At 67.3% G+C, this 12,419-nt stretch carries 17 protein-coding genes; 6 read left to right on the top strand and 11 right to left on the bottom strand.

Features of this window, described 5'->3' with window-relative positions:
* Nucleotides 1-114: 114 nt before the first annotated feature.
* The 5 genes from NI1_RS33575 (at nucleotide 115) to NI1_RS33555 (ending at nucleotide 3,600) form a co-directional block, all read left to right on the top strand.
* Complete coding sequence (locus tag NI1_RS33575; protein WP_067829457.1) at nucleotides 115-423, top strand: hypothetical protein; 309 nt, start codon at nucleotides 115-117, stop codon at nucleotides 421-423.
* Nucleotides 424-509: 86 nt separating this feature from the next.
* Complete coding sequence (locus NI1_RS33570) at nucleotides 510-968, top strand: peroxiredoxin (RefSeq protein ID WP_067829454.1); 459 nt, start codon at nucleotides 510-512, stop codon at nucleotides 966-968.
* A gap of 73 nt (nucleotides 969-1,041) precedes the next feature.
* Complete coding sequence (locus NI1_RS33565) at nucleotides 1,042-2,325, top strand: glycosyltransferase 87 family protein (protein WP_245663533.1); 1,284 nt, start codon at nucleotides 1,042-1,044, stop codon at nucleotides 2,323-2,325.
* Nucleotides 2,326-2,375: 50 nt separating this feature from the next.
* Nucleotides 2,376-2,972: a permease gene (locus NI1_RS33560; RefSeq protein WP_245663532.1), complete on the top strand. Its 597-nt coding sequence runs from the start codon at nucleotides 2,376-2,378 to the stop codon at nucleotides 2,970-2,972.
* A 136-nt stretch (nucleotides 2,973-3,108) separates the two neighbouring features.
* Nucleotides 3,109-3,600, top strand: coding sequence for a MarR family winged helix-turn-helix transcriptional regulator (locus NI1_RS33555; RefSeq protein ID WP_067829449.1), 492 nt, complete (start codon nucleotides 3,109-3,111; stop codon nucleotides 3,598-3,600).
* Nucleotides 3,601-3,613: 13 nt separating this feature from the next.
* On the opposite strand, the gene hisI is transcribed toward NI1_RS33555, so the two are convergent.
* Genes hisI through NI1_RS33515 form a run of 8 tightly spaced genes read right to left on the bottom strand, consistent with a single transcriptional unit; the run spans nucleotide 3,614 to nucleotide 9,968 of the window.
* Nucleotides 3,614-3,970 (bottom strand): phosphoribosyl-AMP cyclohydrolase, encoded by a 357-nt coding sequence (gene hisI / locus NI1_RS33550; RefSeq protein ID WP_067829446.1) that lies wholly within the window; start codon nucleotides 3,968-3,970, stop codon nucleotides 3,614-3,616.
* A 53-nt stretch (nucleotides 3,971-4,023) separates the two neighbouring features.
* The gene (locus tag NI1_RS33545) at nucleotides 4,024-5,934 is read right to left on the bottom strand and encodes an outer membrane protein assembly factor BamB family protein (protein ID WP_067829443.1); all 1,911 of its coding nucleotides are present in this window, start codon (nucleotides 5,932-5,934) and stop codon (nucleotides 4,024-4,026) included.
* Between the two features lie 20 nt (nucleotides 5,935-5,954).
* A complete protein-coding gene (gene hisF, locus NI1_RS33540; protein ID WP_067829440.1) occupies nucleotides 5,955-6,728 on the bottom strand; it encodes an imidazole glycerol phosphate synthase subunit HisF in 774 nt (257 codons plus the stop codon).
* Nucleotides 6,725-7,537: an inositol monophosphatase family protein gene (locus NI1_RS33535; RefSeq protein WP_067829437.1), complete on the bottom strand. Its 813-nt coding sequence runs from the start codon at nucleotides 7,535-7,537 to the stop codon at nucleotides 6,725-6,727. The genes hisF and NI1_RS33535 overlap by 4 nt, the downstream gene beginning before the upstream one ends.
* A gap of 5 nt (nucleotides 7,538-7,542) precedes the next feature.
* Nucleotides 7,543-8,274 carry a bifunctional 1-(5-phosphoribosyl)-5-((5-phosphoribosylamino)methylideneamino)imidazole-4-carboxamide isomerase/phosphoribosylanthranilate isomerase PriA gene (gene priA, locus NI1_RS33530; RefSeq protein WP_067829435.1) on the bottom strand — a complete coding sequence of 244 codons (732 nt, stop codon included), beginning with the start codon at nucleotides 8,272-8,274 and terminating at the stop codon, nucleotides 7,543-7,545.
* 50 nt (nucleotides 8,275-8,324) lie between these two features.
* On the bottom strand, nucleotides 8,325-8,888 hold the full coding sequence (locus tag NI1_RS33525; RefSeq protein WP_067829432.1) for a hypothetical protein: 564 nt from the start codon (nucleotides 8,886-8,888) through the stop codon (nucleotides 8,325-8,327).
* A complete protein-coding gene (locus NI1_RS33520; RefSeq protein WP_157535481.1) occupies nucleotides 8,878-9,180 on the bottom strand; it encodes a hypothetical protein in 303 nt (100 codons plus the stop codon). The genes NI1_RS33525 and NI1_RS33520 overlap by 11 nt, the downstream gene beginning before the upstream one ends.
* 56 nt (nucleotides 9,181-9,236) lie before the next feature.
* Nucleotides 9,237-9,968: a hypothetical protein gene (locus NI1_RS33515; RefSeq protein WP_067829427.1), complete on the bottom strand. Its 732-nt coding sequence runs from the start codon at nucleotides 9,966-9,968 to the stop codon at nucleotides 9,237-9,239.
* 152 nt (nucleotides 9,969-10,120) lie between these two features.
* On the opposite strand from NI1_RS33515, the gene NI1_RS33510 reads away from it, so the two are divergent.
* Entirely contained in the window at nucleotides 10,121-10,486 is a 366-nt protein-coding gene (locus NI1_RS33510; RefSeq protein WP_157535480.1) for a hypothetical protein, read from the top strand.
* A gap of 1 nt (nucleotide 10,487) precedes the next feature.
* On the opposite strand, the gene NI1_RS33505 is transcribed toward NI1_RS33510, so the two are convergent.
* The 3 genes from NI1_RS33505 to hisB form a co-directional block, all read right to left on the bottom strand.
* Complete coding sequence (locus tag NI1_RS33505) at nucleotides 10,488-10,940, bottom strand: MarR family winged helix-turn-helix transcriptional regulator (RefSeq protein WP_067829422.1); 453 nt, start codon at nucleotides 10,938-10,940, stop codon at nucleotides 10,488-10,490.
* Nucleotides 10,941-11,162: 222 nt separating this feature from the next.
* Nucleotides 11,163-11,798: an imidazole glycerol phosphate synthase subunit HisH gene (gene hisH, locus NI1_RS33500; protein ID WP_067829419.1), complete on the bottom strand. Its 636-nt coding sequence runs from the start codon at nucleotides 11,796-11,798 to the stop codon at nucleotides 11,163-11,165.
* Nucleotides 11,795-12,409 carry an imidazoleglycerol-phosphate dehydratase HisB gene (gene hisB / locus NI1_RS33495; protein ID WP_067829817.1) on the bottom strand — a complete coding sequence of 205 codons (615 nt, stop codon included), beginning with the start codon at nucleotides 12,407-12,409 and terminating at the stop codon, nucleotides 11,795-11,797. The genes hisH and hisB overlap by 4 nt, the downstream gene beginning before the upstream one ends.
* Nucleotides 12,410-12,419: the final 10 nt, after the last annotated feature.

The following is a 12,419-nucleotide window of genomic DNA, read 5'->3' as shown; positions in this document are numbered from 1 at the left end:
AGCCGCCCTCCGCCGCGAATACCTGAAGCGGTCATCACTACACTCGCGGCAATCCGCTCCGGCAGAAAAGGAGAGGTCGCACGCGGTATCCCATTCGAGAGGAGTTCAACACAGATGTACCCCTCGCAACCGGTCGCGCCGGAGGGTCCACGGCACGCAGCCCCGCAGGTCGGTCACGGCATGATGCCGGGCCAGCCGCCGCGGATGATGAACCTGAACAACGGTGGTGGCAAGTACTCCGCCATCGCCTCTTTCGTCACATATGTGAAGGCCCTGGAGGCGCTGGATCCGCGCAGCTTCCCGGACGAGTACGCCGAGCACAGCGACCGCATCCGGGAGCTGAAGCCGTTCCTGCGGGCGCACGGCATCCTCGATGTCATGGATATCAAGAACCCGGAAGTCGCCGCCCTGATCGGCGTGTGATTCCCGCGCTGACGGTGGGTGGCCCCACTTTTCGGGGGTCCCGGGGGTTGCGCTCCCGGGGCCTCCGTTCAGTTAGTCTGCCTAACATGAAGGCTGGCCAGCTCGCCCCGAACTTCTCCCTCCCCGATCAATCCGGCACCGTCCGGTCCTTGGAATCACTTCTGGCCGACGGACCCGTGGTGCTGTTCTTCTACCCCGCCGCCAACACCCCCGTCTGCACCGCCGAAGCCTGCCACTTCCGCGATCTCGCAACCGAATTCGAGGCACTCGGCGCGACCTGCGTCGGCATCAGCGGCGATGCGGTGGACGTGCAATCCGGTTTCGCCGCGAAGCAGTCCCTGAACTATCCGGTGCTCTCGGATCAGGGCGCGAAGGTGGCGGCCGAGTTCGGCGTGAAGCGCGGACTGCTGGGTGCGATCGTCCCGGTCAAGCGCACCACCTTCGTCATCGATCCCGATCGCACCATCGCCAAGGTCATCTCGAGCGAACTGCGCGCCAACGTGCACGCCGACGAGGCCCTGCAATTCCTGCGGTCCCGGGGCTGATCCGATGCCCTGACCCGGTGCGCGCGCACGCTCGAGCAACCTGAAGCGATTTCGATTTCCGAGGGGGCGAAGCTTGACCTGCACGACCGGCACCGATGCCAGAACCGAAGACGGCGAAGCGCCCGCGCGGGATCATGAGCGGGTGCAAACTTTCGGGCGCACAACACTTTTCATTCTCGCCTGCACCTCGGCACTGTCCGGGGTGCTGCTCTTCGCCACCGTCGATCCGCATCTGCGCGAGGTCGGGATGCTGGCGGGCGGGCTGGACACACACATCTATCGGGACGGGGCGTTCCGGGTACTGCGGGATATTCCGCTGTACCAGGATCCGACGCTGGCGGGGTTGTCCTATACCTATACGCCGTTCTCCACCTTGACTTTTCTGCCGATCGCCGCGGTGCCGTGGGGGTGGGTGAACGGGGTGTGGGCGGCGCTGAACCTGACCATGTTGTTCGGGTGCGTGCTGCTGTGCTGGAAGTTGCTGGGGTACAAGCTGACCCGGCGTTTGCTGGTGGTGAGCGGGTTGATCACGCTGACCTGCACCTTCCTCGAACCGGTGCGGTCGACGCTGTACTACGGGCAGATCAACCTGATCCTGATGGCCTTGGTGCTGCTGGGTTTCTCGCGGGGCGAGAGCAGCCGGGCGCGCGGGATCGGGGTGGGGCTGGCGGCGGGAATCAAGCTGGTGCCGTTGTTCTTCGTGGTGCAGTTCGCGGTGCTGCGGCAGTGGCGGGCGGCGTGCACGGCGGCGGGAACGTTCCTGGCGACGGTGGTGCTGGCGTGGATCGTGCTGCCGGCGGATTCGAAGCAGTACTGGACTTCGACCTTCTTCCAATCGAATCGGATCGCGCCCGATACCCAGCCGGCGAATCAATCGCTGCGCGGGGCGATCGCGCATCTGACCGATCATCCGGTGCAACTGCGGTATTGGCTGCTGCTCGCGGTGCCGGTGGCGGTGGTGGGGCTGCTGGTCAGCGCGGCGCTGTACGAGCGCGGGGATCGGCTGCTCGGGGTGTCGGTGAGCGGGATGACGGCGTGCGCGGTCTCGCCGTTCGCGTGGGATCACCATTGGGTGTGGTTCGTGCCGCTGTTCGTGTACTGCGTGCACCGGGCTCAGTGGGAGCCGCGCTGGTGGGGGGTGGCGGGTGCGCTGTACGTGGCGGTCGGGGCCTGGAGTTACCACTGGACCGAGACCTGGGTGGTGGTGGGCTGGTTCCTGTTCCCGCCCTCGTGGCCGACCTGGCCGATCCTGTCGAACATGTACGTGATCGTGTATCTGGTGGTGCTCGGGTGCGCGATCCGCCATCTCGGGATCCGGCGCGGGTGGGCCACCATCCGGGGGATCGCCGAGTTGTAGCCGGAGTGGCGCTCTGGCCGCTTCGGTGGTGCCGGGCATACCCTTCCTTCATGACTAGGCCAAGCGCGGAACTGCCGGAACAGAAGAACTCATCCTTCGCCATGTGGCGAAATCGCATCATTGCCATCGTGTTGCTGGCGCTGGTGTTGTGGGTCGCGTATCTGATTCTGGCCGCGTTCATTCCGCGCTGGTGGGCGCAGCGGATCGCGGAAATGGTCTCGGGCAGTTTCTCCAAGGGCATCTGGTACGGCTTGCTCCTGGGGCTGCTGTGCACGCTGGTCCCACTGCTGCTGTTCCTGTTCGCGGGCACGACCTGGAGGAAACGGGGCGGTCCGTTCATCGCGGGCGCTTCGGCCGTTCTCGCCGTCGTTCTCGCGGTGCCTAATTTGATGACTTTGACCATCGTGCTCGGCAACTCCAATGCCGCACACGCCGGAGAACGCATTCTCGATGTCGACGCGCCCGCTTTTCGCGGGGCGGCGATGACCGGCGCCATCGCCGCCGCAGTGTTGTTCCTGCTGGTGGCATTTCTGGTGGTGCGCAGCCGATTCCGCCGTCATCGTGCCGAGAAAACGCGGGTGCAACAAGAAAAGCAGCGCGTTTCGACGGAAATCCCAGCTAATCCCCCGGACTTCGGCGCGAACTGACCGGGTCCGCGACACGCGTGATCGATGTCACGTCATTCAGCAACCCCGTGACGGGTGAGCGAAATCGTGGCAAACTTTGACGTGCGGGTGACTCCGGCATAACAAGTCACTTGGCTGCTACGAGAGGGCGCGCACGGTGACCAAGTGGTTGAATCCGATCGAACAGCGAGCTTGGCGTACCCTTGTCGCCCTCACCACCCGCTTACCCGCGGCCCTGGACACCCAGTTGCAACGCGAGTCCGGGATTACCCATTTCGAATACTTCGTGATGACTCTGCTCTCCGAAGAACCAGGCCACCGGTTGCAACTGAGTGAGCTTGCCCAGAAGGCAAACGCATCGCTATCGCGTCTCTCGCACGTGGTCTCCAAACTCGAACGCCTCGGCTGGGCCCAGCGCGTATCGATCACCGGCCGGCGCGGCGCCCAAGCCGTCCTGACCGACGCCGGCTTCCGCAAGGTCACCGAAGCCGCCCCCGGCTACCTGGAAACCGTGCGCGGCTTGGCCTTCGACGGCCTCGACAAAGAACAGACCAGACAACTGCTCGAACTAGGCGAGACCCTGGTCGCTCAACTCGACAAGGGCATGGCCCGCGGCATCGGCCGCGCCGGCCGCCCCAGCTCCCACTGAAACCCCTTGCCGCTCAGAGCAGCCGGTCCCCCTCAGCCAGCAGCACATCGGTATCGAAGCAGGTGTGCGTCCCCGTATGACAAGCCGCGCCCTCCTGATCCACGACCAAAAGCACCGTGTCCCCATCACAATCGAGCCGCACCTCATGCACATACTGCGTATGCCCCGAGGTCTCCCCCTTCACCCAGTACTGCTCCCGAGACCGCGAGTAGTACGTCCCCTTCCGAGTCTCGAGCGTCCGCGCCAGCGCCTCGTCGTCCATCCAAGCCATCATCAGCACATCCCCCGTGCTCTTCTCCTGCGCGATAGCAGCGAACAACCCATCGGCATTGCGCTTGAGACGGGCGGCGATAGCAGGGTCGAGGCTCATGCCTTCGTTATAGCAAGGTCGTTCCGGCCGGCAACGATCGGGCGGCTCAGCGCTCAGTTCGAGGCGAAGCCGACGATCGTGGTGCGGGACACCTTCCATTCGGTTTCGACCCGGCACAAGGCAAGAACCGCACCGGGAATCACGACCGGCCCCCCGAAGGAACAGTCCCGATCGGCGTCCGTGGACAGCGGCCGGACGGTCGCGGGTGTGCCATCGGAACGATTCCAGGCGCGAAGCTCGGCTCGATACTCACCGGGCTCGGTTTCGTAGTAGTTCGCCTCGATGATCTGATCCGCGAGAAACCTGTCCGGCCTGCGAGTGAGACTGCTGGCGCGCCCCTCGATGCCGGTGAGGCGATAGATGAGGCTGCCGTCGGCGAGGCGACGCAGTTCGAGGGGTTCCAGGTCACCGACCCGCCCTTTCGGAACGACCACCGCCTCCGTGCCACCGGAGTCGACGGTCATGAAGTACCCGAACTGCGGCGTCGGCAGGAGCGGGGCGGCGAGCCGTTCGGGACGATCGATCACGTACTCCATACCGGTGTTGGCAGCGTAGTGAATGATGAGGGTGTCTGCGTATTGCGCCGTGAACGGGTGGTCATGGTCGGAGGCACCGTGCCCGCCCAATTCCTGGCTGCCCAGCACGGCGCCGGTCGCCGGGTTCACGGCGGTGATTCCCACCGGAACTTCCGATCCCCCAGCACATCTCGCGATGCGATAGATCGCCGCGGCTGTGAAGGCGTAATCCGCCGAACCGACCTGGCACAGCTCGACTGACCACATCCGGTCGCCGGTACGAGCATCGAACCTGGCCAGCTGTCTGCCATTGGTGGCCGCCAGCACGCTCGCCGGGTTGCTGGTCTGTCCACGCACCAGACGCCACACCTCCGGCCGGTCCGCGTCGTACCGATTGATATCGGACAGCAGGTCACCCGTGGCGGCGGTGAATTCGGAATGCGTCCACAACAGTTCCCCGGTGATCGCGTCGAACGCGGTCACACCACCGCGTTCCCACTGGGCGAGCACCACCGATCCGCCATCCACCGACAGGAGCGAAGATCTGACGAAGCCCACCCCGACCCGATTGCCATCCCGCACATTGCGGCGCAGATAGTGCCAGCGCGGTGTGCCCGAAGCGCCGTCGTAGGCGGTCAATCCCTCGGTGGTGGCAAGCACGAAACCCGTTCCCGCCATCACGATCTCGGCTCCCTCATCTTCGGATTCCGACCCGGGTACCGAAATCCGGTAGTGCTCCTCACCCAATCGCGCCGGAAATGCGGGAACGGTCGCGGCGGCAGCGGTCGTGTGATCGATCCGTCGAGCGTCGTCGCCGGCGTACATCGCGAAACCGGCGGTGCCGGCCGAAATCAACAGCCCGGCAACGGAACCCAGGATAAGCGGACGTTTACCCGCCGCGTGCACCGCAGCGGGGCGACCGAGTCCGAGGGTGAGGACGGTCCCCGATAGTACGAGCAGTATCGCCGCCGCGGCGGTTGTCAGACGGTCGAACAACGGATGGCGGAAGCCGATGTCATCGAGTGCGCCCGGCACATGCTGGGAGACCACGTACCCGCCCAGCGCCATAATGGCCGCCCCGATGCCGAACACCCACGTACTCACCCGCTCGCCCGGGTCGGCACTCCGGCCGCGCCGTACGAGATCGGCCGCTACACCCAGCACAAGCACCCCGGTCACCAGCGCAAAAGTCGCCCAGCGTTCGGGCAATCCGCCGGTCGGCAGCCGGAAGTCGCCGAGAAAATCCCGCCCGGCCGTCGCCCCGTCCGAGAGATCTCGGCCTTCGGACCAGAATCGGCTGTACAGCGCCAGCACGGTGCCTCCGGCAACGAGCCCCGCACCGGTCGCGCCCAGGCCGACGCCGAACCGACGGAAGCCCGATCGTCGGATCAGTGGCAGGTCCGATGCGGCTGTGCGGTCGGAGTGCGGTGAAGCCGGATCGGTGCTCAATGTCGCCTTTCCGGGGCGGGTCAGCGGATGGTGAGGCCCTCGTCGCGCATGGCGGTTTTGACTTCGCCGATGGTGAGGTCGCCGAAGTGGAAGACGCTGGCGGCCAGGACGGCGTCGGCGCCGGCTTGGACGGCGGGGGCGAAGTCGGCTACCTTGCCGGCGCCGCCGGAGGCGATCACGGGGACCGAGACGGCGGCGCGGACGGCGCGGATCATGGGGAGGTCGAAGCCGGCTTTGGTGCCGTCGGCGTCCATGGAGTTGAGCAGGATTTCGCCGACGCCCAGTTCGGCTCCGCGGATGGCCCATTCGACCGCGTCGATGCCGGTGCCGCGTTTGCCGCCGTGGGTGGTTACTTCCCAGCCGGAGGGGGTGGGCTGCTGGCCGGCGGGGACGGTGCGGGCGTCCACCGACAGGACGATGCACTGGGAGCCGAAGCGTTCCGACATTTCGCGCAGGACTTCGGGGCGGGCGATGGCGGCGGTGTTGACCGAGACCTTGTCGGCGCCGGCACGCAGCAGGCGGTCCACGTCTTCGACGGTGCGGACGCCGCCGCCTACGGTGAGCGGGATGAAGATCTGTTCGGCGGTGCGGGTGACGACGTCGATCATGGTGCCGCGGTCGCCGGTGGAGGCGGTGACGTCCAGGAAGGTGAGTTCGTCGGCGCCCTGGGCGTCGTAGGTGGCGGCGAGTTCCACGGGATCGCCCGCGTCGCGCAGGTTTTCGAAGTTGACGCCCTTGACGACGCGGCCGGCGTCGACATCCAGGCAGGGGATGACACGGACTGCCAAGCTCATTGCGATACCTCTCCTCGGACGCGATCGGCCGTCACGGTGATCATGTCCAGTAGTTCTTCGTGCACGCCGGGGGCGGCGGCCAGGACGGAACCGGATTCGATGGTCCAGTCCTGGCCCAGCAGATCGGTGACCACGCCGCCGGCGGCGCGCACCAGAGCGACGCCCGCGGCATTGTCCCAGGGGTGGTGGCCGTACACCACGGCGCCGCCCAAGACGCCGGATGCGGTGTAGGCCAAATCGATTCCGGTGGAGCCGTGCATGCGCAGGCGGCCGGAGAGGCGGCTCAGCGCGCCCAGCAGGTTGAAGCGGAAGATGCCGGGGATGCGGCCCGCCCCATCGATATTGAAGGAGCCGAAGGCGATCATGGAATCCGAGAGTTTCCCGGATTCCAAGGGGGGCAACGGTTTTCCGTTCAGGAACACCGGTCCGCCGGCGACCGCCGCGTAGCGCTGCCCCATCATGGGCAGCCAGGTGAGGCCCAGGACCGGGACGCCGTCCCGCACCAGCGCCAGCAGCATGCCGCAGAGCGGGTGTCCCTGCGAGTAATTGAAGGTGCCGTCGATGGGATCGAGCACCCACGCGATCCCCGACGTCAGCTGCGGACCCCCGAATTCCTCACCGTGCACCGGGATTCCGGTGCGCCGTGCCAGCTGCTCCGACACGAAGCGTTCCAGCTCGAGGTCCAGTGCGGTGGCGAAATCGTTGCGCCCCTTCTGAACCGCGCTGGGAGCGCCGATCCCCTCCACGAAACGCGGTGCGGCAGCGTCGAGCACATCGCTGGCGATGGTGAGCAGCTCGGCGAGGTCCATGGGCGCTAGCGAACCGCGGCCAGGGCTTCGGGCAGCGTGAACCGGCCCGCGTACAGGGCTTTACCGATGATCGCGCCTTCGACGCCCTCCTCCACCAGGGTGGCGATGGCGCGCAGATCGTCGAGCACCGAGATACCGCCGGAGGCGATGACCGGCGCTTCCGCGGCATTGGCGACGTGGCTCAGCAGCTCCAGGTTCGGCCCGGTCAGGGTGCCGTCCTTGGAGACGTCGGTGACCACGTACCGCGAGCACCCGTCCCGCTCCAACCGCTCGAGCACCTCCCACAGATCGCCGCCGTCGGTGACCCATCCGCGCCCGCGCAGCCGCCACTCGCCGTCGATCAGCTTCACATCGAGCCCGACCGCGATCCGGTCCCCGAACTCGCCGATGGCCCGCGCACACCACTCCGGATTCTCGATGGCCGCGGTACCGATATTCACCCGCGCACACCCGGTAGCGAGCGCCGCCTTCAAGGACTCGTCATCCCGAATCCCGCCCGACAGCTCCACCTTCACATCCAGCTCACCGATCACCTCGGCGATCAGATCCCGATTGCTCCCCTTGCCGAACGCCGCATCCAAATCCACCAGATGCACCCACTCGGCCCCCGCCTGCTGCCAGGCCAGCGCGGCGTCGCGCGGCGAACCGTAGGAGGTTTCGCTGCCGGCCTCTCCCTGAACGAGGCGCACGGCCTCACCATTGGCGACATCGACGGCAGGTAGCAGCACAAGACTCACGCAAGCATCTTATTGGTTACCGATCGATCTCCCGTTTCCGGGCCGACCGGTCAATTCGGCCGGTTCCAATCCTGGGTGCAGAACGTCCCCGACGCCCGAGACCCGCGATCCTGCGGTGGCACCTGCCCGCACGCCTGAAACCAGCGTGACCGGCCGTGGTCGTCGTACACCCGGAGCGCGGGCGTGGCGCGCCCGGCGGTGACGGGCTGCTCGCACATGCGCCACAGCGCCGGATTCGTGTCCTGTTCGCGGGTGTAGGTCCAGTCCAGCCAGACATGATCCTGGTCGGAGGTCGAGGCGGTCAGCTCCGCCCAGACGATCCAGCCGTATTCAGGATGTCGCTGCGCACGCAACTCGACCTGCCGGTTCCGGATCGGCGTATCGAACGCGGTGGAGGGGTCGCCGACGGTGATGTACGGCAGCGCCGGGTCGGGTTTCAATGCCTCGCCGCAGATGCCGTAGGCGAGCAGTGGTGAATTCGTGCTCGGCACAAAAGAATTCGCGGTATCGGTCCAGCGGTGCCAGCTCGCCCCCGTGCTGGCGCCCGCCGCGATGCCGACCAGCGCCGCCAGCCCGCAGGCGGTGACGGCCCGCCGGATTCGTTCAGTAGTCATCGGGTCTGTTCCAATTCGTGCAGGCGGTGAGTCCGCGCCCCGGCCACTGGAATTCCACCGGGACCGACCCGCAGGCCCGGAACCAGCGCGGCTCACCCTGCGGCCCGCGCGCTCGAATCCCAGGGGTCTGCTGGATCAGATTGACGGCCCGGCCGTCGCAGCGGTGGGACTGATCCTCGTCGGGCTTATAGACATCGCTCCACTCCAGCCAGATGCGATCGCGATCCGAGGCGGCCCGCGCCAGATACGCGTACACGATCCAGCCGCCGGATTCGACAGTCTGGATGCGCACTTCGGGATTCTGCTTGGGAACCGGATCGCCCGGTGGGCCGTTGGCGATCGCGAGCTTCACGAAGCCGTGGCGGCGCGGGCAATGGCGAACGCGGCCGCGAACCCGATGACCAGCGACAGGGCCGCCGCCACAGGCAAGCGGCGATGTCTCCCCGGCGTCGGGTCCGAGGCCGGCGCGGCAGCATCGCCTCCGCCATCCCGCACGGCGGTAACGGCTCCCGGGTCCCGCGCGGCGACGGGCGCGGCATCGCCGGTCGCGGTCGGCGTCGAATCATCCGCGTCGCCAACGGGTTCGGTCACACGACGGTCACCGGCCACGGCACGATCCTCGTCCGGCGCACGGCGCGCGGCCGTCATCGCTTCGGCCATGTCCGCCGCGCCCCGTGCGACCGAGCCGCCACGCCGGTTCACGAGCGCGCGGACGGCGGCATCCTGCTGCCGCTGCTCCGCGAGCCGCCGCCAGGCGTCGTAGATCGCCTCGGCGAGGTCGGCCCCGGGGTGGCGGCGGGCCAGGGCTTGGCCGAGCAGCGCGGCCAGTCTGCGCGCGTCCTCGGACTCGCGCGGCAGAGCTTTGCCGCGGAACCAGTCGTAGACGCTGCGGGTGCCGCCGAGCTGGGTCTTGACCGCGCCGACCGAGAGCCGGCTCTCCCCCGCGACGGCCGATAGCAGCGCGCCGAATTCCTGCCGGGTGGTGACGGCCGCGGCCGAGGCGCGCAGCCGCTCCGCTTCCGAACCCGCCTCGATGGGATCGGGGGGCGGGGAATCGGGGACCGGCGACGCATCGACCACGCTCGGAGTTTAACCGGCGGAGACCGAAAACAGCCTGGCCACAATGACTTCCGCACTCCGATTTCGATCTCCGCACTTCCGTCCGCACGCCCGTCGCGGTGAATCTGCTCTCGAGCCCGGACACGCCGGGCGGCATACCGGCAGGAGCGGATATGACGACGATGCGAACCCTTCTCACCACCGTGGCGGCGCTGAGCGCGACCCTGGCACTCGCCACCGGAACCGCTTCGGCGAAGGTGCATTACGAATGGAACGGCGCGCAGGCCCAGGCCGACGGCAGCTGGGTGTGGGTGTGGGCGCCGGCGGGTAGCGACGCGACCCTCAAGTACACCTTCGAGGGTCAGGACTGGAAGGGCTACCAGTACCTGTTCGCGCACGAGGCCGGTGATTCCGCGCTCGCGCACTCCGGCCGCACCCCGAACGGCCGCCGCGTCACCGGCTTCATGATCTGCCCGTCGCAGAGCCGTTCCGACAACTGCTCGCCCTGGCAGGACTTCAACCAGTCCGGCGCGAACTGATTCACTCCCGCGCGTGCGCCTCCAGGATCCGGGTCAGCGTCAGCACGAAGTTGGCGCGTTCGGCGGCGGTGAAGCCTGGAAGTAGTTCGGCCTGAGCGACTTCCAGGCGGTTGTCGAGGTCGTGGAGGTGGGCGCGGCCGGTGGAGGTGAGGGTGAGGGTGTTCCGGCGCCGGTCGGTGGGGTCCGGCGCACGGTGCAGGAAGCCGCGGTCGGCGAGGTCGTTGACCGCGGCGACCACATCGCTGCGGTCGATGCCGGTGCGGCGGCCGGCTTCGGCCTGGCTGAGGGAGCCGGACTCGTCGAGCGTGGCGAGCAGAGCATAGTGGTGGCGGCGGGAACCGGTGTTGGCCAAGGCTTTCTCGGTGGCGCGATTGGCGATGATGGCCACCTGGCCGACCAGGCGGGTGGGCAGGGCGCGGAGGCGGCCGGACGCTCCTTCGGGGGCGGTGTCCATGCGGGGAATCTAGCAACTACGCGGTAACAGGCAGGTTGGCCTTGGTCAGCACATAAGACCTGTAGATCTCATGACGACCTCCTCGTCACTCGAACGTATGCCGCTCACGTCTCCCCCCGGATCCGGCATCCACCCGCATTGCCACTAGGGATGAAACCCCGATCATCCCTGCAAAGACGTCCTCCAAGAAATGTGAAACTCCCGCCGGAGCGGGGGTTTCGTTCAGAGGGAGTCGACCCAGTTGCGCAGGAGTTGGGCGCCGGCGTCGCCGGACTTCTCCGGGTGGAATTGGGTGGCGCTCAACGGCCCGTTCTCGACGGCGGCGAGGAAGGGGACGCCGTGTTCGGCCCAGGTGAGTTTGGCGGGGGCGATCTGGCTGTCGTTGTCGTTCCAGGCCCAGTGCTGGGCGGCGTAGGAGTGGACGAAGTAGAAGCGGGTGTCGGCGTCCATGCCGGCAAAGAGGACCGAGTCTTCGGGGGCCTTGACCGTGTTCCAGCCCATGTGCGGGAGGACGGGGGCGTCGAGACGCTCGACGGTGCCGGGCCATTCGGCGCAGCCATCGGTTTCGACGCCGAATTCGACGCCGCGTTCGAAGAGGATCTGCATGCCGACGCAGATGCCGAGGACGGGGCGGCTGCCGGCCAGGCGTTTGCCGATGATGCGGTCGCCGCGGACGGACTTCAGGCCCGCCATGCAGGCGGCGTAGGCGCCGACGCCGGGGACTACGAGACCGTCTGCGGCCAAAGCGATTTCGGGGTCGGCGGTGGTGGTGACCTCGGCGCCGGTGCGGGCCAGGGCGCGGCTCGCGGAGTGCAGGTTGCCGGAGCCGTAATCGAGCAGGGCCAGTTTCTTGGTCACAGGGTTCCCTTGGTCGAGGGGACACCGGTCACGCGCGGGTCGTATTCGACGGCGGCGCGCAAAGCCCTTGCCACGGCCTTGAATTCGGCTTCGGTGATGTGGTGCTGGTCGCGGCCGTAGAGGACGCGGACGTGCAGGGCGATGCGGGCGTTGAGCGCGATCGACTCGAAGACGTGGCGGTTGAGGACGGTCGAATAGGACGCACCGGGGCCCGCGGAGGGAATGATGGTGTGCAGCATGTGTTCCGGCTCGCCGGTGTGCACGCAGTACGGGCGACCGGAGACATCGACGATGGCCTGGGCGAGGGTTTCGTCCATGGGGATGAAGGAGTCGCCGAAGCGGCGGATGCCCTTCTTGTCGCCGAGCGCCTGCGCCAGGGCCTGCCCAAGGACGATGGCGGTGTCCTCGACGGTGTGGTGGGCCTCGATCTCGATATCGCCCTTGGCCTGCACGGTCAGGTCGAAGCTGCCGTGCTGGCCGAGCGCGGTCAGCATGTGGTCGAAGAACGGCACGCCGGTGGAGATATCGGTTTTGCCGGTGCCGTCGAGGTTGATCTCGACGACGATGCTGGATTCCTTGGTGGTGCGTTCCACCCGGGCGATACGGTCCATGCTCGCTTCC

Source organism: Nocardia inohanensis NBRC 100128 (assembly GCF_001612945.1).
GTDB lineage: Bacteria > Actinomycetota > Actinomycetes > Mycobacteriales > Mycobacteriaceae > Nocardia > Nocardia inohanensis.
Note: the sequence above shows the minus strand (reverse complement) of the source record. Positions and strands in the feature narration are given on the sequence as shown.

Coding starts and splice junctions, on each gene's coding strand:
- NI1_RS33505 (WP_067829422.1), bottom strand. CDS start 10,940: ATGGACACCGCCCCCGAAGGAGCGTCCGGCCGCCTCCGCGCCCTGCCC.
- NI1_RS33560 (WP_245663532.1), top strand. CDS start 2,376: ATGACTAGGCCAAGCGCGGAACTGCCGGAACAGAAGAACTCATCCTTC.
- NI1_RS33575 (WP_067829457.1), top strand. CDS start 115: ATGTACCCCTCGCAACCGGTCGCGCCGGAGGGTCCACGGCACGCAGCC.
- hisI (WP_067829446.1), bottom strand. CDS start 3,970: ATGAGCCTCGACCCTGCTATCGCCGCCCGTCTCAAGCGCAATGCCGAT.
- hisB (WP_067829817.1), bottom strand. CDS start 12,409: ATGGACCGTATCGCCCGGGTGGAACGCACCACCAAGGAATCCAGCATC.
- hisF (WP_067829440.1), bottom strand. CDS start 6,728: ATGAGCTTGGCAGTCCGTGTCATCCCCTGCCTGGATGTCGACGCCGGC.
- NI1_RS33570 (WP_067829454.1), top strand. CDS start 510: ATGAAGGCTGGCCAGCTCGCCCCGAACTTCTCCCTCCCCGATCAATCC.
- NI1_RS33525 (WP_067829432.1), bottom strand. CDS start 8,888: ATGACTACTGAACGAATCCGGCGGGCCGTCACCGCCTGCGGGCTGGCG.
- NI1_RS33535 (WP_067829437.1), bottom strand. CDS start 7,537: ATGGACCTCGCCGAGCTGCTCACCATCGCCAGCGATGTGCTCGACGCT.
- NI1_RS33510 (WP_157535480.1), top strand. CDS start 10,121: ATGACGACGATGCGAACCCTTCTCACCACCGTGGCGGCGCTGAGCGCG.